Annotated in this window: 17 protein-coding genes; 8 read left to right on the top strand and 9 right to left on the bottom strand. The window is 68.2% G+C overall.

Features of this window, described 5'->3' with window-relative positions; genetic code table 11:
- Position 1 precedes the first annotated feature (1 nt).
- The 4 genes from IEY60_RS27530 to IEY60_RS27515 all read right to left on the bottom strand — a co-directional run bounded on the left by IEY60_RS27530 (position 2) and on the right by IEY60_RS27515 (position 2205).
- The gene (locus IEY60_RS27530) at positions 2–865 is read right to left on the bottom strand and encodes an ABC transporter permease (protein WP_189033407.1); all 864 of its coding nucleotides are present in this window, start codon (positions 863–865) and stop codon (positions 2–4) included.
- 1 nt (position 866) lies between these two features.
- Entirely contained in the window at positions 867–1676 is an 810-nt protein-coding gene (locus tag IEY60_RS27525) for an MlaE family ABC transporter permease (RefSeq protein ID WP_229740196.1), read from the bottom strand.
- Between the two features lie 119 nt (positions 1677–1795).
- Entirely contained in the window at positions 1796–1981 is a 186-nt protein-coding gene (locus tag IEY60_RS27520; RefSeq protein ID WP_189033405.1) for a hypothetical protein, read from the bottom strand.
- Positions 1981–2205 carry a hypothetical protein gene (locus IEY60_RS27515; RefSeq protein WP_189033404.1) on the bottom strand — a complete coding sequence of 75 codons (225 nt, stop codon included), beginning with the start codon at positions 2203–2205 and terminating at the stop codon, positions 1981–1983. The genes IEY60_RS27520 and IEY60_RS27515 overlap by 1 nt, the downstream gene beginning before the upstream one ends.
- A 422-nt stretch (positions 2206–2627) precedes the next feature.
- Here IEY60_RS27515 and IEY60_RS27510 point away from each other — a divergent pair, with 422 nt between their 5' ends.
- Positions 2628–3794, top strand: a complete 1167-nt coding sequence (locus IEY60_RS27510) for a thiolase family protein (protein WP_189033403.1) — start codon at positions 2628–2630, stop codon at positions 3792–3794.
- A gap of 88 nt (positions 3795–3882) precedes the next feature.
- Positions 3883–4806, top strand: coding sequence for an oxygenase MpaB family protein (locus IEY60_RS27505; protein ID WP_373291776.1), 924 nt, complete (start codon positions 3883–3885; stop codon positions 4804–4806).
- A gap of 53 nt (positions 4807–4859) precedes the next feature.
- Here the strand turns inward: IEY60_RS27505 and IEY60_RS27500 are convergent, their stop codons facing one another.
- Entirely contained in the window at positions 4860–5615 is a 756-nt protein-coding gene (locus IEY60_RS27500; protein ID WP_189033401.1) for an oxygenase MpaB family protein, read from the bottom strand.
- Between the two features lie 203 nt (positions 5616–5818).
- On the opposite strand from IEY60_RS27500, the gene IEY60_RS27495 reads away from it, so the two are divergent.
- From IEY60_RS27495 to IEY60_RS27480, 4 genes are all read left to right on the top strand, one after another.
- Positions 5819–6679 (top strand): oxygenase MpaB family protein, encoded by an 861-nt coding sequence (locus IEY60_RS27495; RefSeq protein WP_189033400.1) that lies wholly within the window; start codon positions 5819–5821, stop codon positions 6677–6679.
- A gap of 99 nt (positions 6680–6778) precedes the next feature.
- The gene (locus tag IEY60_RS27490) at positions 6779–7765 is read left to right on the top strand and encodes an AurF N-oxygenase family protein (RefSeq protein WP_189033399.1); all 987 of its coding nucleotides are present in this window, start codon (positions 6779–6781) and stop codon (positions 7763–7765) included.
- A 91-nt stretch (positions 7766–7856) separates the two neighbouring features.
- Positions 7857–9203 carry a lipase family protein gene (locus IEY60_RS27485; RefSeq protein ID WP_189033398.1) on the top strand — a complete coding sequence of 449 codons (1347 nt, stop codon included), beginning with the start codon at positions 7857–7859 and terminating at the stop codon, positions 9201–9203.
- A gap of 58 nt (positions 9204–9261) precedes the next feature.
- Positions 9262–10305 (top strand): alpha/beta fold hydrolase, encoded by a 1044-nt coding sequence (locus IEY60_RS27480; RefSeq protein ID WP_308426134.1) that lies wholly within the window; start codon positions 9262–9264, stop codon positions 10303–10305.
- Here the strand turns inward: IEY60_RS27480 and fadD5 are convergent.
- From fadD5 to IEY60_RS27465, 3 genes are read right to left on the bottom strand one after another with little or no spacing between them, the layout of a single operon-like run.
- The gene (gene fadD5, locus IEY60_RS27475; RefSeq protein WP_189033397.1) at positions 10295–11869 is read right to left on the bottom strand and encodes a fatty-acid--CoA ligase FadD5; all 1575 of its coding nucleotides are present in this window, start codon (positions 11867–11869) and stop codon (positions 10295–10297) included. The two genes, IEY60_RS27480 and fadD5, sit on opposite strands and share 11 nt — an antisense overlap.
- Positions 11870–11889: 20 nt before the next feature.
- The gene (locus IEY60_RS27470) at positions 11890–12696 is read right to left on the bottom strand and encodes an enoyl-CoA hydratase-related protein (RefSeq protein WP_189033396.1); all 807 of its coding nucleotides are present in this window, start codon (positions 12694–12696) and stop codon (positions 11890–11892) included.
- On the bottom strand, positions 12693–13697 hold the full coding sequence (locus tag IEY60_RS27465) for an NAD(P)H-dependent flavin oxidoreductase (RefSeq protein ID WP_505828948.1): 1005 nt from the start codon (positions 13695–13697) through the stop codon (positions 12693–12695). The genes IEY60_RS27470 and IEY60_RS27465 overlap by 4 nt, the downstream gene beginning before the upstream one ends.
- 206 nt (positions 13698–13903) lie before the next feature.
- Here IEY60_RS27465 and IEY60_RS27460 point away from each other — a divergent pair, with 206 nt between their 5' ends.
- A complete protein-coding gene (locus IEY60_RS27460) occupies positions 13904–15412 on the top strand; it encodes an aldehyde dehydrogenase family protein (protein ID WP_229740176.1) in 1509 nt (502 codons plus the stop codon).
- A gap of 37 nt (positions 15413–15449) precedes the next feature.
- Entirely contained in the window at positions 15450–16595 is a 1146-nt protein-coding gene (locus IEY60_RS27455) for an acyl-CoA dehydrogenase family protein (protein ID WP_189033394.1), read from the top strand.
- A gap of 59 nt (positions 16596–16654) precedes the next feature.
- Here the strand turns inward: IEY60_RS27455 and IEY60_RS27450 are convergent, their stop codons facing one another.
- Complete coding sequence (locus IEY60_RS27450; protein WP_189033393.1) at positions 16655–17911, bottom strand: TetR/AcrR family transcriptional regulator; 1257 nt, start codon at positions 17909–17911, stop codon at positions 16655–16657.
- Between the last annotated feature and the right edge of the window lie 55 nt (positions 17912–17966).

Here is a 17966-nt window from a genome sequence, read left to right as displayed (position 1 = left end):
CCTATCCCGAAATCCGGAATCCGGGGTCGATGCCCCAGATAGCAAGGGTGAGAAACAGATTGGTGAAGACCATCACGACGATGACCATTTTGATGGCCCGGCCGGCCGCGACCCCGACACCTTCGGGTCCGCCGGAGGCGACGAAACCGTAGTAGCACTGGATGAAGGCGGCGAGCAGGACGAACACCACCACCTTGAACAGCGAGAAGAACAGGTCCCCGCCGACCAGGAACTGGAAGAAGTAGTGGTCGTAGGTGCCCGCGGTGGTTCCGCCCAGGACCAGCACCGACAGCTTGGTGGCGAGGTAGGACACCGCGAGGCCCATCGTGTAGAGCGGCACGATGGTGACGGTGGCCGCGATCATCCGGGTGGTCACCAGGTAGGGCAGCGGCCGGATGGCGATCGATTCCAGCGCGTCGATCTCCTCGGAGATCCGCATCGAACCGAGCTGCGCGGTGAACCGGCAGCCGGACTGGATCGCGAAGGCGAGCGTCGCCAGGATCGGCGCGATCTCGCGGGTGGTGGCGAATCCCGAGATCGCGCCGGTGAGCGGGCCCATCGTCAGCAGGTTGAGCGCGGAGTAGGACTCCATGCCGACCGTGATGCCGCCGAAGGCACACAGCACGACGACGACACCGACGGTGCCGCCGCCGACGATCACCGAGCCGTTGCCCCAGCCGACGTCGGCGACCAGGCGCGCGACCTCCTTGCGATAGTGGCGCAGGGTGAACGGGATGGCGATCAGGGCCTGGAAGAAGACGATGGCCTGGTGGCCGATGCGCTGGTTCGCCTGGACTGGGATCTTGGCGGCCGCGCTGACGGCATGGACCGGACGCAGCGCGGGCGGAATGTATTCGGCAGCCACGTCAGACCACCTTCGCGGGAAACAGCGTGTTGTAGAGCTGGGTGATGATGATGTTGGTGGCGAACAACATCAGCGCCGAGGTGACGACCGCCGAGTTGACTGCGTTCGCGACCCCGCCCGGGCCGCCCTTGGTGTGCAACCCGGTGTCGCAGGCGATGATCGCGGTGAGTACACCGAAGATCGCCGCCTTCACCAGCGCGACGAGCAGATCGTTGGCGACGGCGAAGGAGGCGAAGGAGCTGATGAACGAGCCGGGGGTGCCGCGCTGGGCGTAGACGTTGAACATGTACGCGGTCGCGAAACCGACGAACACGATGAACCCGCACAGCAGCATGCTCACCAGGACCGCCGCGGCCAGTCGCGGGGCGACCAGCCTGCGTACCGGATCGACGCCCATCACCTTCATGGCGTCGATCTCCTCCCGGATCGTGCGTGAGCCGAGGTCGGCGCAGATGGCCGAGCCGACCGCGCCCGCGATCATCAGCGAGGTCACCAGCGGCGCGCCCTGGCGGATGATGCCGAGCCCGGCCACGGCACCGATGAAAGTGGTGGCGCCGACCTGGTTGACCAGCGCGCCGACCTGGATGGACACGACGACCGCGACCGGAATCGCTACGAACGCGGTCGGCACGGCCGAGACGTTGGCCATGAAGGCGCACTGGCGGACGAACTCCTGGAACGGGAAGCGTCGCTGCACGATCGACAGGAACAGCTGCACGATCGCGGCCCTGCCGAGCAGGACCTGCCTGCCCAGGGTTTCGACTGATTGCTGGGGGTGGCGTTGCCAGAGCCCGGAGACGCTGTCGGCGATCCGGCCGACCTCGGACGGTGCGGTGGCCGGTCCCGGCGGCGCTGTGCCCGCCGGTGGATGCTGGGTGGAGCTCACGCTGCACCGGTCCTTTCTTGCTGCGCGTGGGGTTCGCGGCTGCTCTACAGCGTGCTCAGCCAGCGTTCGAGGAGGATGACGAATCCGGCGACGCCGGCGATGCCGACGGCGACGACGCACAGCAGCGCGACCCACATGCCCACGCGGAGAACCGGATTGACCTGTGTCCGGCCGCCCAGAATCTTGACGACGGTCACCACGATGTCGATGACCCAGACCAGCGCCATCATCAGGTCATCGTCACATTCGCGAAGGTGAGCACCGGCCAGCACACGATCGACCCGAGGAACGAGATGACCAGGTCGACGCCGTGGAGATTGCGCAGATGAGCGGTGTGCGTGAGGGTCCAGACGACTCCGACGAGTCCGTACGGGATGCCGATGATGATCAGGGTGCCGAGGAACTCGGAGACCTTCATCTCGTAGCTGAGTAGTCTGTCCAGCCGTCGCAACATGGGGTACCGATGTTCCTTCCGATGATGTTTCCAAGCATTCTGGCTATGGCTCGGTGTTCGGCGATCGATCGGCCAGTGAATGCGCTGCAATTCTGGATGGTTCGCAAGCAACCGCGGTGATCGACATCGCTAAGTTACTACGGATTCTCTCTGGTGTGAGCAAAATCGCGCGAGTATCGTCCTGCGGTGTTCGGCGGGGGTCTCGATGATGTCCGCGTCGGCGCCCGGCTGCGTTGCCCGGCGCCGACGCGGCATGCGCATCACGTCCCGACCCACCGGCTTGATGCGGAATTGACGGTAACATGCGGTGCTGAACGTGGTCTACCACGCATCTAGTAGTGGAAACATCGATGAAATCTGCCGGAATAGTGATTAACTTAATGCGTTGAGCCGCCGAGGGTCGGCGGTTGTGCAGGAGGATCATGATGTCCGCGGTCATCGTCGATGTTGTCCGTACGCCGTCGGGGCGGGGTAAAGCAGGCGGAGGGTTGTCGTCGGTGCATCCGGCCACCCTGCTGGCAGGCGTGCTGGCCGATCTGGTCGAGCGCACCGGGATCGACCCGGCGCTGGTCGACGATGTGATCGGCGGGTGCGTCACGCAGAGCGGTGAGCAGTCGAGCAACATCACCCGCACGGCCGTGCTTGCGGCTGGTTTCCCGGAGTCGGTGCCCGCCACCACGGTCGACCGGCAGTGCGGCTCGAGTCAGCAGGCCGTGCACTTCGCGGCGCAGGGTGTGCTCGCCGGCGCCTACGACGTGGCGATCGCCTGCGGTGTCGAGTCGATGAGCCGGGCGCCGATGTTCTCCAACGCCCAGGGCAAGGACGCGCTGCGTGGCCCGCTCGCGGCGCGGTACCCGGCCGGGCTGATCGGCCAGGGCATCGCCGCCGAAATCATCGCTGCCCGATGGAAATTGGACCGCACCACGCTCGACGAGTTCGCGGCCCGCTCGCACCGGCTGGCAGCGGCCACCGCGGCGGCCGGTGGTTTCGACGCCGAGCTGACGGCCGCGGGGGAGCTCGACAAGGACGAGACGATCCGGCCGGGAACCACCGTCGAGGGACTGGCGAACCTGCGTCCCGCCTTCACCGATCCCGCCTTCCTGGAACGGTTCCCGGAGATCAACTGGTCGGTGACCGCAGGCAACTCCTCGCCACTGACCGACGGCGCCTCGGCGGCACTCATCATGAGCGAGCGTATGGCGGCGAAGCTGGGGCTGACCCCGCGCGCTCGATTCCACTCGTTCGCCGTCGCGGGCGACGACCCGACACTCATGCTGACCGCGGTCGTCCCGGCGACCCGCAAAGCGCTGGAACGGGTCTCGCTGACGGTCGACGACATCGACACCTTCGAGGTGAACGAGGCGTTCGCGCCCGTACCGCTGGTCTGGCAGCACGAACTCGGCGCCGATCCGGACCGGGTGAACCCGCGCGGCGGCGCGATCGCCCTGGGTCACCCGCTGGGTGGGTCGGGCACGCGACTGCTCGCCACGATGGTCAACCACCTCGAACAGACCGGTGGCCGCTACGGCCTGCAGACCATGTGCGAGGCAGGTGGCATGGCCAACGCGACGATCATCGAACGGCTGTGACGTCCGTGCGGACGTGTCAGGAGAGGAAGACCGGATGACCACGGCAGCGAAGCCTGGAGAACCCGACTACGGCGACCCGACCAGCGAGATGTATGTGGCCGAGGAATCTGGTCACGCCCCTCGTCCGGAGGCGACGATCCACCCGCCGCTGACGCTCGAGCGGGTGCGTATCCACATCCCGGACCGTCGCCGCTCGCCGCGCAAACGGCCCGCGCACATCGCCGACGCGCTCGACTTCTGGGCATTCGCCGGTGCCGCGGCGAATGTCGCGATGCAGTTCGCGCACCGCGGGGTCGCGGCGGGGGTGATGGAGAGCAAGGTCGAATCGGGTGCGCTGATGGTGCATCCGTGGAAGCGGTTGCGTACCACCGCGTCCTATCTGGCGGTCGCGGTGCTCGGCTCCGAGGAGGAGAAGCGGGCGATGCGCGAAGCGGTGAACGTCGCCCATCGGCAGGTCAGGTCGGGGCCGGATTCGAAGGTCAAGTACAACGCCTTCGACCGCAACCTGCAGTTGTATGTGGCGGCGGCGATCTACATCGGCTACGAGGACACCCATCAGCTGCTGTGGGGCAAGATGACGCCGGAGGAGCTCGAGCACTTCTACCAGGGCGCCGACACCTTCGGCACCACCTTGCAGGTGCATCCCGACATGTGGCCCAAGACGCACGCCGACTTCGACGCGTACTGGGTCGAGGCGTGCCGACAGGTGGTGTGCGACGACGATTTTCGCGCCTACATCGACGACCTGCTGCACCTGCGGATGATCCAGTGGTACCTGCGGGTGCTGTTGGGTGGCCTGCTCCGGTTCCTGACCTCGGGCTTCCTGCCGCCGCATTTCCGCGAGGAGATGGGCGTGGAGTGGAGCGAATCCGATCAGCGGCGCTTCGAGAATCTGTTCCTGTTCGTCGGATTCGTCAACCGGTTCATCCCGAGGTTCATCCGGTTCGCCGGAACGAACGCGATGATGGCCGACGTGCGTCGCCGGATCCGCAAGCACAAGGCGATCATCTGACCCCGGGGGAACAGGGGACGTGGCCGCCGGCTCACCGAGCCGGCGGCCACGCCTCATCTCACCGGTCCGAGCCTTGCCTGCGATACGTAGCGAATTCGCCGGGGCGCCAGCGAGTATCCGGCGCGGGCGGTGACCGCGACGGCGCGCAGCGCTGCGGCGTCGGCCGGGCGTGACCGGATGCCGAACAACTCGACGGCGCGGGGGTGCTGCATCGCGCGTGCGGCGCCCGCGGGCAGGCGCCGCACGATCCATTCGTCCGGTCGCAGGACCTGGTGCCGTAGCTCGGTCGCGGCGGGACCGTGCCGCAGCTGTGTCGCGCAGGCATCGGCGAAGTACTCGGTGAACGCGGGCCAGGTCGGCGGGAGCAGTCGATCGCTGACCCCGTAGGTCCGGTACCAGGCGCAGCACTCCTGATAGAGCTGCTCGCGTCCGTCGGTTGTGAGCGGTGGGCCGAACACGTCGGCCGCGGTCATCAGCGTCTCGACATAGGTGGCGTGCTGGAACAGGAACACCTCGGGGTGCAGCGCGTGATAGCGCTGTGCCCGGTCGTCGACGCCCTTCACGTGTTCGTGGGCGAAGCGGATCACCGAATCCGCCGGACGCCCGGTGTAGGCCAGGTAGATCATCTGCGAGACGCTGCGCTTCTTGTGCAGCCAGAGGCGGTTGGGCGCGTGCTCGAGCAGCGCCGGCGCGATGACCGGGTGCAGCACCTGCAGGCCGACCGCCCGCGGCAGCATCAGCAGGAATCGCCGATCGCCGAGGTGACGCCGCAGGAGCGGGCCCGCTCGCAGACTCGATGCCGTGCTCATCGTGGTGATGTTGGCATAGCCGGGCCGCCTCGCGCAAGCAGTAAGTTACTGTATATTCTCGCATGTGATTAGGTAAATCTCATGAACCCGATGGCTTATGTGAAGTCTGGTTCTGCTGGTTGGATGGCGGCATGGGCTTGCATTCGACGCCGACGGGGTGAGAGTCTGAATTAGATAGTCTCTCACTCTCTCGGAGGTCCGCCATGTCTCAGCCTGCCGCGACATCGCACCCGCAGAACCCCGTCGACGACGACCCTGCGCGCAGGCGTCGCTACCTCACCGGGGCCGGTGCGATCCTGGGCGGACCGGCCAATGTGGTCATGCAGCTGAGCCTGCTTCCGGTCGGCCGGGGCGTGGTGGAGAGCACGGTCGAATCCGGTAGCTATGCAACGAATCCCGGCAAACGCGGCCGGACCACGCTGACCTATCTCGCGGTCGCGATGCTCGGCACCGACGAGGACAGGGCGGCCTTCAAGGAGGCGGTCGGCACCTCGCATCGGCAGGTGCGCAACCGGCCCGGTGGCCCGGTGAAATACAACGCGTTCGACCCGAGGCTGCAGCTGTGGGTGGCCGCCTGCATCTACCGCGGCACGCTCGATTCGCTGCAGTTCCTGTTCGGCGAACTGGACGAGACGTTCGCCGACGAGTTGTACCGGGATTCGGCGCGATTCGGTACGACGCTGCAGGTGCCGGCCGAGATGTGGCCCGCCGATCGCGCCGCCTTCGCCCGCTACTGGGACTCGATGCTCGGTGAGCTGTCCCTCGACGACGAGGTCCGCGGCTACCTGCTCGAGCACATCGTGGACCTCGGGCCGCAGCCGTGGCCCATCCGCATCACCGGACGGCGGATCAACCGGTTCTTCGTCACGGGATACCTCCCGCAGCAGTTCCGCGACGCCCTCGGGCTGGCCTGGAGCCCGCGTCGGCAGCGGGTGTTCGAGCTGGTCATGCGGGGTATCGGCGGGGTGCTCGCGGTGCTGCCCGCCGAGTGGCGCGCGCAGCCGTTCCCGCGGCTGCTCGCCGATATGCGGGCGCGCAGGGCGAAGGGCAAGTCGCTCGTTTAGGCCGATGGCGAGATAGGTGTAACACTTAGTAGCGCCAACTCTTGTGTGGTACCGCAGGTACCACTAAACTGGGTGGAGCACCGTACTGAGGAGACATCGATGACGCTGTCCACTGCCGCCAAGCGTCCGGGGGAACCCGGATACCACGAGATCCTGCGGAACCTGTCCGAAGGGTCCGTGACCAAACACTTCGATCCGTATGTCGACATCGACTGGGATTCGCCGGAATTCGCCGTGTATTCCGACGATCCGCGCTGGATCATGCCCGAGGAGGACCCGCTGGGTCGTCACCCCTGGTACAAGGCGCAGCCGGTCGACAAGCAGATCGCCATGGGCATGTGGCGTCAGGCCGGGATCGCCAAGGTCGGCCTGGATTTCGAGCAGCTGCTGATCCGTGGGCTGATGCAGTATCTGGTCTCGGTGCCCAACGGCGATCCGGAGTTCCGGTACGTCACCCATGAGGCTGCCGAAGAGTGCAACCACACGATGATGTTCCAGGAGATGATCAACCGGATCGGCTACCGCGATGTGATCGGCATGGGCTCGATCGACCGCAAGCTGACGATGGCCATCTGGCCTGCGGTGAAGTACTTCCCCGAGCTGTTCTTCACGATGATCCTCGGCGGCGAGGAGCCGATCGACCACCTGCAGAAGTCGCTGCTGCGCGGCGGGGTGGACATGCATCCGATGGTGCACCGGGTCATGCAGATCCATGTGGCCGAGGAAGCGCGGCATATCTCCTTCGCGCACGAGTATCTGCGCAAGAACGTGCCCTCGATGAACCCGATCACGAAAACCGTGCTCTCGGTGGCGTTCCCGATCGCCATGCGCGTGATGCTCGACATGATCGCGACGCCGCCGAAGCAGTTCGTGGACAAGTTCGGCATTCCGGACGAGGTGATGCGGGAGGCCTACTGGGGCAGCCCGGAATCGCAGGCGACGAAGCGTGACGTGTTCGCCGATGTGCGGGCGCTGGTGGAGGGCACCGGGATGATGAACCCGCTCGCCAAGCTCACCTGGCGCCTGCTCGGCATCGACGGCCCGGCCTCGCGCTACCGCAGCGAGCCCGCGCGCAGAGCCGCCTGACCGGCCACGATCCGCCCCGACGGGCCGGTCACCGCGACCGGCCCGTTTTCCCTGTCCCGCGCGCCCGCGCGCTGTCCCCTGGAGTGACACGTTGACTGCCGATCCCGCCCGCTCGCGTACCGAGAGCTGGCCGGCGCCCGCCTTCGCGACGCTGCCCGACAACGACCCGTTCTATCAGCCACGGGCCGGGTTCGAGCAGCTCGCCGAGGGCACGGTCCTGCGGTGGCGTCCGGTCGAGCTGGCCGCCTTCGGGGTGATCCCGCTGAAGGTGACCGCGTGGCAGTTGCTGTACCGCACGAACGACCTCAACGGCAAACCCGACGCCTCGGTGACGACCGTGATCGCGCCCGCGGGCGCAGGCTCGCAGACGCCGCTGCTGTCGTTCCAATGCGCCATCGACGCGGTGTCCTCGCGCGGGTTCCCGTCCTATGCGCTGCAGAAGGGCTCGCGCGCCATCGGCACCTTCGCCCACGTCGAACTCCTGTGCTCCGTCGACGCGCTGACCAGGGGCTGGGCCATCTCCGTCCCGGATCACGAGGGCATGCTGGGCGCGTGGGGCGCCCCGCGTGAACCCGGCTACCGCACGCTCGACGGCGTCCGCGCGGCGCTGTCGTTCGAACCGCTCGGCCTCGATCCGCGGGCTCAGGTCGGGCTGTGGGGCTACTCCGGTGGTGGCCTCGCGACCTCGTGGGCCGCCGAGATGGCGCCCTCCTACGCCCCCGAACTCGACATCGCCGGTGCGGTGCTCGGCTCGCCCGTCGGTGATCTGGTGTCCACGTTCCACCGGCTCAACGGCAGCCTGCACGCCGGGCTGCCGACCCTGGTCGTCGCCGCGCTGCGCCGGGTGTATCCGGCGTTCGACGCCGTCATCGACAGTGTTGTCGACGAAGCGGGCAAGGCCGTGCTCGACAAGGCCGCGCGCTCGACCACCGGTGGCACGGTCCTGCGTCTGGCGCGCTACGACGTCGACCGGCACACCTCCGTCCCGATCGCCGAGCTGCTCGCCCTCGCGGACATGGCCGCCGTCTTCGCCGACGCCGAACTGGGTACCAGGGCACCGGCCGTGCCACTGCTGGTCGTGCAGGCCGTGCACGACCAGATCATCGCGACCGCCGATATCGACGCGCTGGTCGACCGCTATCGCGGGCACGGAGCGCACGTCACCTACCTGCGTGACCGGCTCAGCGAACACATCACGCTGCTCGCGTTGTCGACGCCGCTGAGCCTGAACTGGCTGGCCGACCGGTTCGCCGGGGAGACCGTCACGCCGTCACAGACGCAGACCGTGTGGAGCGTGCTCGGCCTGCCCGCGGGCCGCCGCGGCCTGGCCGGTCTCGCTCGCGCCGCCGCACAGGTGCTCTTCGCGCGGCCGCTGACCGGCTCCGCGACCCGGCCCCATCGCAGCGGGCAGGCCGACGCCGCCCGCCGTGCGGCCTGACGACTCGAACTGGTGACAACTGCCTTCTGGCAGCCGTGGTGAAGTGAAGGGGAATGTGGTGGTGGCGATCGTTGCCGACGCGCGGCGCGCGGTGCGCAATGTGTGGTCAGTGTCGTTCGGGGGTGGGCTCGAGCCGTATCGGCCCGCGCCATCGACGACCGTCTACGAGGGCGAGCACCGGCACCTGAAGCGGTATGACCGCACGACTCCGGCGACCGGCAATCCGGTCCTGCTCGTGCCGCCGCTGGCGGTGACACCGTCGTGCTTCGACCTGCGGCCTGGACAGAGCCTGGTGCGTTTTCTGCTCGACCAGGGCAGGCAGCCGTATGTCATCGACTACGGCCGATTCGGTTACGCCGACCGCGATCTCGGGCTCGAGGACTGGACGCACGACATCCTGCCCGAGGCCATCCTGCGGATCGCCCACGAGCACGACGGCCCGATCGACATCATCGGCTGGTCCCTCGGCGGCGCGATGGCACTGCTCACCTCGGCCGCCCACCCCGACCTGCCGATCGCCTCGATCACCGGCCTGGCCACCCCGATCGACCAGGCCCGCACCCCGCTGTTGCAGCCGCTGCGCCTGGCGGGCCGGATCACCGGCGGCCGCGAGATGGCGCTGGCCACCCGGCTCATGGGTGGCATCCCGCAGGAATTCGTCCAGCTGGGCTTCCGGTTGCAGGCCTTCGACCGGGAACTCGCCCGGCCGATGTTCCTGGCCCGCAACGCCTTGGACACCGAGGCGCTGGCCCGGATGGAGGCGACGGACCGCTTCATGTCCAGCATGCCCGGCTACCCCGGCCGCTCGTACTGGCAGATCTACCGCAGCCTGGTCGTGCGCAACGAACTCGCGAGCGGCTCGATCCGGTTGCGTTCGGACCTGGTGATCGAGCTGGCCAAGGTGACCTGCCGGGTGCTGCTGGTAGGCAGCCGCACCGACATGGTGGTGCCCGCCACCGCCGTGCGACGCGGCATCGACGTCCTGCCGAATGCCGCCGAAGCACGGTTCGTGGAGGTGACGGGCGGCCACCTCGGCCTGGTCGCGAGCGCGGCCGCCGCCGAGACCACCTGGCCCGCGATCGAGGAGTTCCTCAGCCGCTGACCGCGGGCGCGGAGCCGTGCAGCTTGCGCAGTTCGTGCTTGACCACCTTGCCGCCCGCGTTGCGCGGCAGGGTGTCGACCACGACGAGTGCCTTCGGGTGCTTGTAGCGGGCGAGATGGGCGTTGAGGTGCGGTTCCAGCTCGGCCAGGTCGATCTCGGCGTCGTCCTCCACGGCGATGATCGCGACCGGCACCTCGCCCCACTTGTCGTCGGCGCGGCCGATCACCGCGGCCTCGCGGATGCGGGGGTGGGCGAACAGGACGTTCTCGACCTCGGCGCAGTAGATGTTCTCGCCGCCGGAGATGATCATGTCCTTCTTCCGGTCGACGACGTAGACGAACCCCTCGTCGTCCCGGCGGACCAGATCTCCGGAGTGGAACCAGCCGCCGGCGAACGCGTCGGCGGTGGCGCGCGGGTTGTTCCAGTACTCGCGCATCAAGGTCGGTCCGCGATAGACGATTTCGCCGATCTCGCCGGGGGCGACATCGTTCATCTCGTCGTCGACGATCCGGGTGGCGATGGTCGGGATCGGCTTGCCGACCGAACCCAGCTTGCGGATCGCGTCCTCGCCGTCGAGCACGCAGGTGATCGGCGACATCTCGGTCTGGCCGAAGACCGCCACGTTGAGGGCGTCGGGAAAGGTCTCGGCCATGGCGCGCAGCACCGTGTCCGAGGCGGGCGCGGCGCCCCAGCTGATCACCCGCAGACGCAGATCACGTTGCGGCACCGAGGGATCGGCGCAGACGATCTGCCACTGGGCCGGAACCAGGAACACCGAGGTGGCGCGTTCGCGTTCCCACGCGTCGAGGACCTCGGTGGCGTCGAAGGCCTTGAGCGGATGGATCACCGTCAGCGCGCCGAGCACGAAACAGGATGCGATGGAACCCAATCCGGCGATGTGGAACAGCGGCGAGGCGCAGAAGGCGATGTCGTCGGCGCTGTAGCGCATGGCCCGGATGCAGGTCAGCGCCTGGGAATTCATGTTGAGGTGGGTCAGCACCGCGCCCTTGGGGTTTCCGGTCGTGCCGGAGGTGTACATGATCAGGGCGGCGGTGTCCTCGGCGACGTCGAGCGGCTCGTGCGGCTCGCCCTCCTCGGCCAGCAGGTCGTCGTAGCCGAGCAGGCCCTCGCACGTGCCGACGCCGACCACGATGCGGGTGTCCAGGCCACCGGTCTGGTCCGCCACCGCGGTGACCAGCGGTGCGAACATCGCCTCGGTGATGATGGCGGTCGCGCCGCTGTCGGTGACCAGATAGGCGATCTCGGGCGGGGTGAGCCGGAAGTTCACCGGCACCGCGATCGCGCCGAGAGTATTGATGGCGAACACCGATTCGATGTACTCGGTGTTGTTCAGCATCAGGATCAGCACGCGATCACCGGGGCCGACACCGCGCCGGGCGAGCGCGTCGGCGAGCTTGCCGACCCGCTCGTGCAGTTCCCGCCAGGTGGTGGTCTTGCCGAGGTAGCGCAGCGCGGGCGCGTCGGGGATGGTGGTGGCGTGGATCGCGATCTGGTTCATCCAGTGATTGCGTCGCGAGCGCATCGGTTCTGCGGCGGTGGACATCGTCGTCTCCTCGAGGGGAACTAGGCCGGGTCGGCGATCGGGCGGGGAGCGCCGGCGAAATGCGGGGCGCGGCGGGTCAACATCGCGGTCATCCCCTCCAGGAAGTCGGCGGAGGTCAGCAGTTCGACCTGCCCGTCCTTCTCCCGTGTGAGCGCGCTGTCGAGTTCGGACAGGGTCGCCGCGTTGATCGCGGCCTTGGTCAGCTGCAGCGCGCGCCGCGGCCCGATCGCGAGCTTGGCGGCGATGGTGTCGACGTGGTCGGTGAGTTCCTCGGCGGGCACGCTCGCGGTGATCAGGCCCGCCGCGGCGGCCTCTCCCGCGGGCAGGCGGCCACCGAGAAGCGCCATCTCCGCGGCCCGCGCCCGTCCCATCGCGGCCGCAACCAACGCGGTCGCGCCACCGTCGGGCATCAGGCCGATGGAGGTGAACGGCAGCAACAGGTAGGTGCTGTCGGCGGCATAGATCAGGTCGGCGGCCAGGGCGATCGAGGTGCCGACACCAGCGGCGGGCCCGTTGATCTGGGCGATCACCGGCAACGGGGAGTCGACGATCGCGCGGATCACGCCGTTGGCGGTGTCCATCACCACCTCCGGCGTCGCCTCGTTGCCGCCCGAGGCGGCCGCGGCGGCGAGGTCGGCGCCGGTGCAGAAGGCCTTGCCCGCGCCGGTCAGCACGATCACCCGCGTGCTCGGCTCGTCGGCGGCCGCCGTGATCGCCGCGGACAGTTCGGCCATGGTCGCGAGGTCGATCGCGTTCATCCTGGCCTGGCGATCGATCGTGATGCGCACGACGCCGTGTTCGGAGTCGACGTGCAGGCTCTCACTCATCGCGCCACCGCCTCGACGATCGTGCCCGCCAGCCGGCCCGCGATGAGGGCCTCGGCCTCGCGCACGATCCGCGCGACGAGGTCGCCGCAGGTGGGGATGTCGTGGATCAGGCCCTGACATTGGCCGACGCTCCAGATTCCCGCGTCGACGTCGCCGTCCTCGTAGACCTTGCGCCCGCGCGCACCCGCGACGAGATCACGCACATCGGCGAAGGTGCCGCCGCCGCGCTCGATCTCGACGACCTGGCGGCTGACGGCATTGTCGGCGACCCGGGCGGTGTTGTTCATGGTCCGGAAGATCAGCTTGGTGTCGAGCTCGGTATTGGCGACGATCTTCTCCTTGACCGAGTGCGCGATCGGCGACTCGACGGTGCACAGGAACCGCGTGCCCATGTTCACCCCGTCCGCCCCCAGCGCCATCGCGGCGACCAGGCCGCGGGCGTCGGCGATGCCGCCCGAGGCGATCATCGGGATCTCGAGCTCACGCGCCGCGGCGGGGATCAGCACCAGCCCGGGCGTGTCGTTCTCGCCGGGGTGACCGGCGCATTCGAAACCGTCGATGCTCACGCCGTCGACGCCGACCTGCTGCGCCTTGAGCGCGTGCTTGACGCTGGTGCACTTGTGCAGCACCTTGATCCCGGCATCCTTGAGGAAGGGCAGGTGGGTGGCCGGATTGCCGCCCGCGATCTCCACGATCGGGACCCCGCCGTCGATGATCGCCTGCCGGTACTCCTCGTATGGCGGGGGAGTGATGGACGGCAGGATCGTCAGATTCACCCCGAACGGCTTGTCGGTGAGATCCCTGGTCCTGGCGATCTCCTCCCGCAGCGCCTGCGGCGTCGGCTGGGTCAGACCCGTGATGATGCCGAGGCCACCCGCCTCCGAGACGGCGGCGGCGAGTTCGGCTCGGCCGACCCACATCATCCCGCCCTGCACGATGGGGTGCTCGACACCGAATGCCTCGGTGAATCGGGTGCGCAGCATCGCGCTCTCCCTCCGGATTCGACGATTCTCGCCGGTAGCGATGAAAACCTGAACGGCTCTTTGCAACCGGCGAGAATCGTGATTAACTTAATGAGAATCACGATTAACTTAGCGGCCGCTGACATACCGTGTCAATAGGTCGCGCGGGCCGCCGGATCTCCGGACGACCTGTGCGGCCGGAGTGTCGCAATACCGCCACCGGGCTACTTGAAGGATGGTCGAGGATGACCGAAACCCCCACTACCGCAACTGTTTCCGTGCCGATGTTGGTGACGACCAACCCGGCGACCGGTGAGCAGGTCGGCAGCTGGCCGATCGACGACGCCGACAGCGTCGGCGCCGCCGTCGCCCTGGCGCGACGGGCTGCGGACACCTGGCGGGAACTCGGATTCAAGGATCGCAAACGCGCGCTGCTGCGGTGGGGCGCGCACCTGGTCAACCACGCCGAGGAGTTCTGCGCGCTGATCAGCGCCGAGAACGGCAAGACGGCCGACGACGCCTACCTCGAGGTGATCACCGCCGTCGAACACCTCGCGTGGGCGGCCGAGAACGCGCAGAAGGTGCTCGGGCCGAAGAAGGTGTGGCCGGGCCTGATGATGGCCAATCACGAGGCCGTGATCGAGCAGCGTCCGCACGGCGTGGTCGGCGTGATCGGCCCGTGGAACTACCCGGTCTACACGCCCAACGGCTCGATCGCGTACGCGCTGGCCGCGGGCAACACCGTCGTGTTCAAGCCCAGTGAGCTGACCACCGGTGTCGGCCACTGGTTCGCCGCCGCCTTCGCCAAGGCGAACCCCGACCTGCCCGACGGCATCCTCACCGTGGTGACCGGCCCGGGCGACACCGGCCGGGCCCTGGTGGAGTCCGGTGTGGACATGGTGGCCTTCACCGGCTCGACCGCCACCGGCAAGCGGATCATGGCCGCCGCGGCGCAGCGGCTCACCCCGGTGGTGCTCGAGTGCGGCGGCAAGGACGCGGCGATCGTGGCCGAGGACGCCGATGTGGCCGCGGCCGCCGACGCGATCGCCTGGTCGGCCATGGCGAACTCCGGCCAGACCTGCGTGGGCACCGAGCGCTGCTACGTCGTGGCGTCGGTGCTCGACGAGTTCCTGGCCGAGCTCACCCGGCGGGTCGAAGGCCTGACGCCGGGCTCGGGTCCGGATGCCTCCTACGGCCCGATGACGCTGCCGAGCCAGGTCGACGTGATCGCAGGCCACCTCGAGGACGCGCTGGCCAAGGGCGGCACCGCGCTGGTGGGCGGTCCCGAGTCGATCAAGGCGCCGTTCGTTCGCCCGATCGTGCTGCTCGACGTGCCCGAGGGCTCCGCGGCGGTCCGCGAGGAGACCTTCGGTCCCACGCTCACCGTGCGCGCGGTGCGCAATGTCGAGGAGGCGATCGAGCTGGCCAACGCCTCCGAATACGGGCTCGCATCGTCGGTGTTCTCGCGCAAGCGCGGCATGGAGATCGCCCGCAAGCTGCGTGCGGGCGCGACCTCGGTGAACAGCCCGGCCGCCTACGCGGCGATCCCGGCGCTGCCCTTCGGTGGCGTCGGCGAGTCCGGCATCGGCCGCATCCACGGCGCCGCGGGCCTGCTCGGGTTCACCCGGCCGCACTCGATCGCGCGACAGCGCTTCGAGATTCCCGGCATGGCCTTGCTGTCGTTCGCCCGCACCGAGTCGACACTGTCGACGGTGCGCAAGCTCACCGCGTTCCGTTTCGGGCGAGCCAAGTAGACCCAACCATCGATCAGCACGGAAGAAGAGGGACAGTATGGGCGTCGAATTCAGCCCGGAACAAAAGGATTTCGCCGCGGCGGTGGCCGCGTTCGCCAAGCGTGAGGCGGGGACTCGGGAGCAGCGTGACGCGCTGACCGAGCACGACAAGGAACAGCACAACCCCGGCGTGTACGCGAAGATGGCCGAGCTCGGCTGGCTCGGTCTGACGATTCCCGAGGAGTACGGCGGGTCGGCGGCCTCGATGGTCGACATGTGCATCCTGCTCGAGGAGAGCCTGCGCGGCATGCTGCCGATCGGGGCGATCGGTCCGACGCTGATCACCGGTGGCGCCTACGCCAAGTTCGGCACCGAGGCGCAGAAGGACAACGTGCTGCGCGGCATCGTTCGCGGTGCCTCCCAGTCGATCTCGATGTCGGAGCCCGAGGCGGGCTCGGACGTGGGCAACCTGTCGACCAAGGCGGTCAAGACCGCCGACGGCTGGCTGATCAACGGGCAGAAGACCTGGTGTTCCAACGCCCACATCTCCGAGAACATCCTGCTCGTGGCCCGCACCTCGAAGGAGGGCGGAAAGCACGAGGGGCTCACCATGTTCCACGTGCCCGCCGACACCCCCGGCCTGCAGATCACCCCGATCGAGCTGATGGGCAACCAGACCGAGACCAACGACCTGTACATCACCGACTGTGTGCTGCCCGAGGACGCGGTGGTCGGCGAGGAGGGCAACGGCTGGCGTCAGCTGATGACCGGGCTCAACTTCGAGCGCCTCATCCTGGCCGCCATGAGCCTGGGCGCCGCCGAGCGTGCGTTCGAGGACACCATCGCCTTCGTCACCCAGCGCAAGCAGTTCGGCAGGCCGGTCGGCTCGTTCCAGTCGCTGCGCCACCGCCTGGCCGACCTGGCCACCGAGATCGAGTGCACCAAGCTGCTGATCTACAGCGTGGCGAGGGAAGCCGACGCCAACCCGAACAAGGTGCTCGCCAGGGAGGCCTCGATGGCCAAGCTCAAGGCCACCGAGACCAGCAAGCGGGTGGCACTGGAGGGCATGCAGATGATGGGCGGCTACGGCTACGCCCGCGAGTTCGACATGGAAAAGCATGTCCGCGGCGCCCTGGTCTCCACCATCTTCGGCGGCACCAGCGAAATCCAGCGCGACATCATCGGCCGCACCCTGGGCCTGTAACCCCCTGTCTCGCACCGGCACTCGCTGCCGCTCCACGCCGGAGCGGCAGCGAGTTGTCGTCAGGCGTGGCCGAACAGGGTGGTGCGGTGGAGGGTGACGACGCGGTTCTGGGGGGCGACGCCCTCGTTGCCGAAGGCGCGGCCGAGGTCGACGACCAGGGCGAAGCCGGCGTGGACGAGGATGCGGGCTTCGGCTTCCGTCAGCTCGGGGCGGACTTGTACCAGGAGTTTGGTCCATTCGGCGATGACCAGTTGCTGGATGTGCTGCAGCGTCACCCGGTCCTCGGCGGCGACATTGCCGAATTCGGCGTAATAGACGTAGGTGAGGGCGCGCTCGGCGAAGGAGCCCTGGACGTACATGTCGATCAGCGACGACAGGGCTTCGGCGGGGGAGGTCGAGGCGGCGACCGCCGGGCCGATCGCGCCGGAGACGATATCGGCGGCGCGGCGGAATGCCGCGGCGAGCAGGTCGCTCTTGCTGCGGTAGTAGCGGTAGACGGCCGAGGCGGTGGCCAGATCGGCCGCGGTGGCGATGTCCTCGACGCTGACATTCTGGTAGCCGCGCTCATGGAAGAGTTCCACCGACTTCGACAGCAGCACTTCGTGCATGAACGGCGATCCGGTGTCGGGCTCGGCCGGCGGGCGCGCGGGCTCCGGCGCGGGCAGGTCGACATCGATCAGCGCCCGGCAGGTCGAAGCGAGCAGGGGGGTGAGCAGTCTGGTCGGCAGGGTCGCGTGGTGGTCGCCGATGCTGCTGACCACGCTGAACACCGCCACGGATCGGACGGCGACGTCGTCGCGGGGGAGTTCGGGACGCAGCTCACGGACCACGCCGCCGAGCAGGCGAACCGCCTCGGCGAACTTGTCGTCGAGGGCCTGCCGGTCACTCTCGTCGAGATACCGGCGTTCCCAGCGGACCAGCGCGGTCGTCGACCGATTGCCGATGGTTTTGGCGATGACGGCGTCGATGACATGGTCGAGGCGTTCCTGCGGTGACCACTGCGTCGCGTCCTCGGGCAGCGTCACCGCCGCCACCGTGACATCGGCGAGCCGGAACAGCTCCTCCCGGAACAGCGCGTACTTGCTGCGGTAGTGCCGGTAGAGCGCGGCCGAGCTGATCCCGAGCTTGCCTGCGATGTCCTCCATGCTCACACCGTGATACCCGTGCGCGCCGAACGCGGACGCGGCCTCCGCGGCGATCTGGGCCCGCCGGTTCTTGGGCCGCCGCCGCACGACCTTCTCCGGCGTGGCCGTCTGCGTCCCGGTCTCGGACGAGCTGGTGTCGGCCGTGCGCTCGGTGTGGTCGGTGACGCTCATAGGTCGATGGTACGGAGCCGTGTATGTCCCCCGGACCTGTGGTGCCGGGCGGTGA

The organism is Nocardia rhizosphaerihabitans, assembly GCF_014646295.1.
GTDB lineage: Bacteria > Actinomycetota > Actinomycetes > Mycobacteriales > Mycobacteriaceae > Nocardia > Nocardia rhizosphaerihabitans.
Note: the sequence above shows the minus strand (reverse complement) of the source record. Positions and strands in the feature narration are given on the sequence as shown.

What these genes read in the sequence shown, in the direction of transcription:
- IEY60_RS27520 (WP_189033405.1), bottom strand. Translation starts at nt 1,981, where the DNA reads ATGATGGCGCTGGTCTGGGTCATCGACATCGTGGTGACCGTCGTCAAG.
- IEY60_RS27515 (WP_189033404.1), bottom strand. Translation starts at nt 2,205, where the DNA reads ATGTTGCGACGGCTGGACAGACTACTCAGCTACGAGATGAAGGTCTCC.
- IEY60_RS27510 (WP_189033403.1), top strand. Translation starts at nt 2,628, where the DNA reads ATGATGTCCGCGGTCATCGTCGATGTTGTCCGTACGCCGTCGGGGCGG.
- IEY60_RS27505 (WP_373291776.1), top strand. Translation starts at nt 3,883, where the DNA reads ATGTATGTGGCCGAGGAATCTGGTCACGCCCCTCGTCCGGAGGCGACG.
- IEY60_RS27500 (WP_189033401.1), bottom strand. Translation starts at nt 5,615, where the DNA reads ATGAGCACGGCATCGAGTCTGCGAGCGGGCCCGCTCCTGCGGCGTCAC.
- IEY60_RS27495 (WP_189033400.1), top strand. Translation starts at nt 5,819, where the DNA reads ATGTCTCAGCCTGCCGCGACATCGCACCCGCAGAACCCCGTCGACGAC.
- IEY60_RS27490 (WP_189033399.1), top strand. Translation starts at nt 6,779, where the DNA reads ATGACGCTGTCCACTGCCGCCAAGCGTCCGGGGGAACCCGGATACCAC.
- fadD5 (WP_189033397.1), bottom strand. Translation starts at nt 11,869, where the DNA reads ATGTCCACCGCCGCAGAACCGATGCGCTCGCGACGCAATCACTGGATG.
- IEY60_RS27470 (WP_189033396.1), bottom strand. Translation starts at nt 12,696, where the DNA reads ATGAGTGAGAGCCTGCACGTCGACTCCGAACACGGCGTCGTGCGCATC.
- IEY60_RS27460 (WP_229740176.1), top strand. Translation starts at nt 13,904, where the DNA reads ATGACCGAAACCCCCACTACCGCAACTGTTTCCGTGCCGATGTTGGTG.
- IEY60_RS27455 (WP_189033394.1), top strand. Translation starts at nt 15,450, where the DNA reads ATGGGCGTCGAATTCAGCCCGGAACAAAAGGATTTCGCCGCGGCGGTG.
- IEY60_RS27450 (WP_189033393.1), bottom strand. Translation starts at nt 17,911, where the DNA reads ATGAGCGTCACCGACCACACCGAGCGCACGGCCGACACCAGCTCGTCC.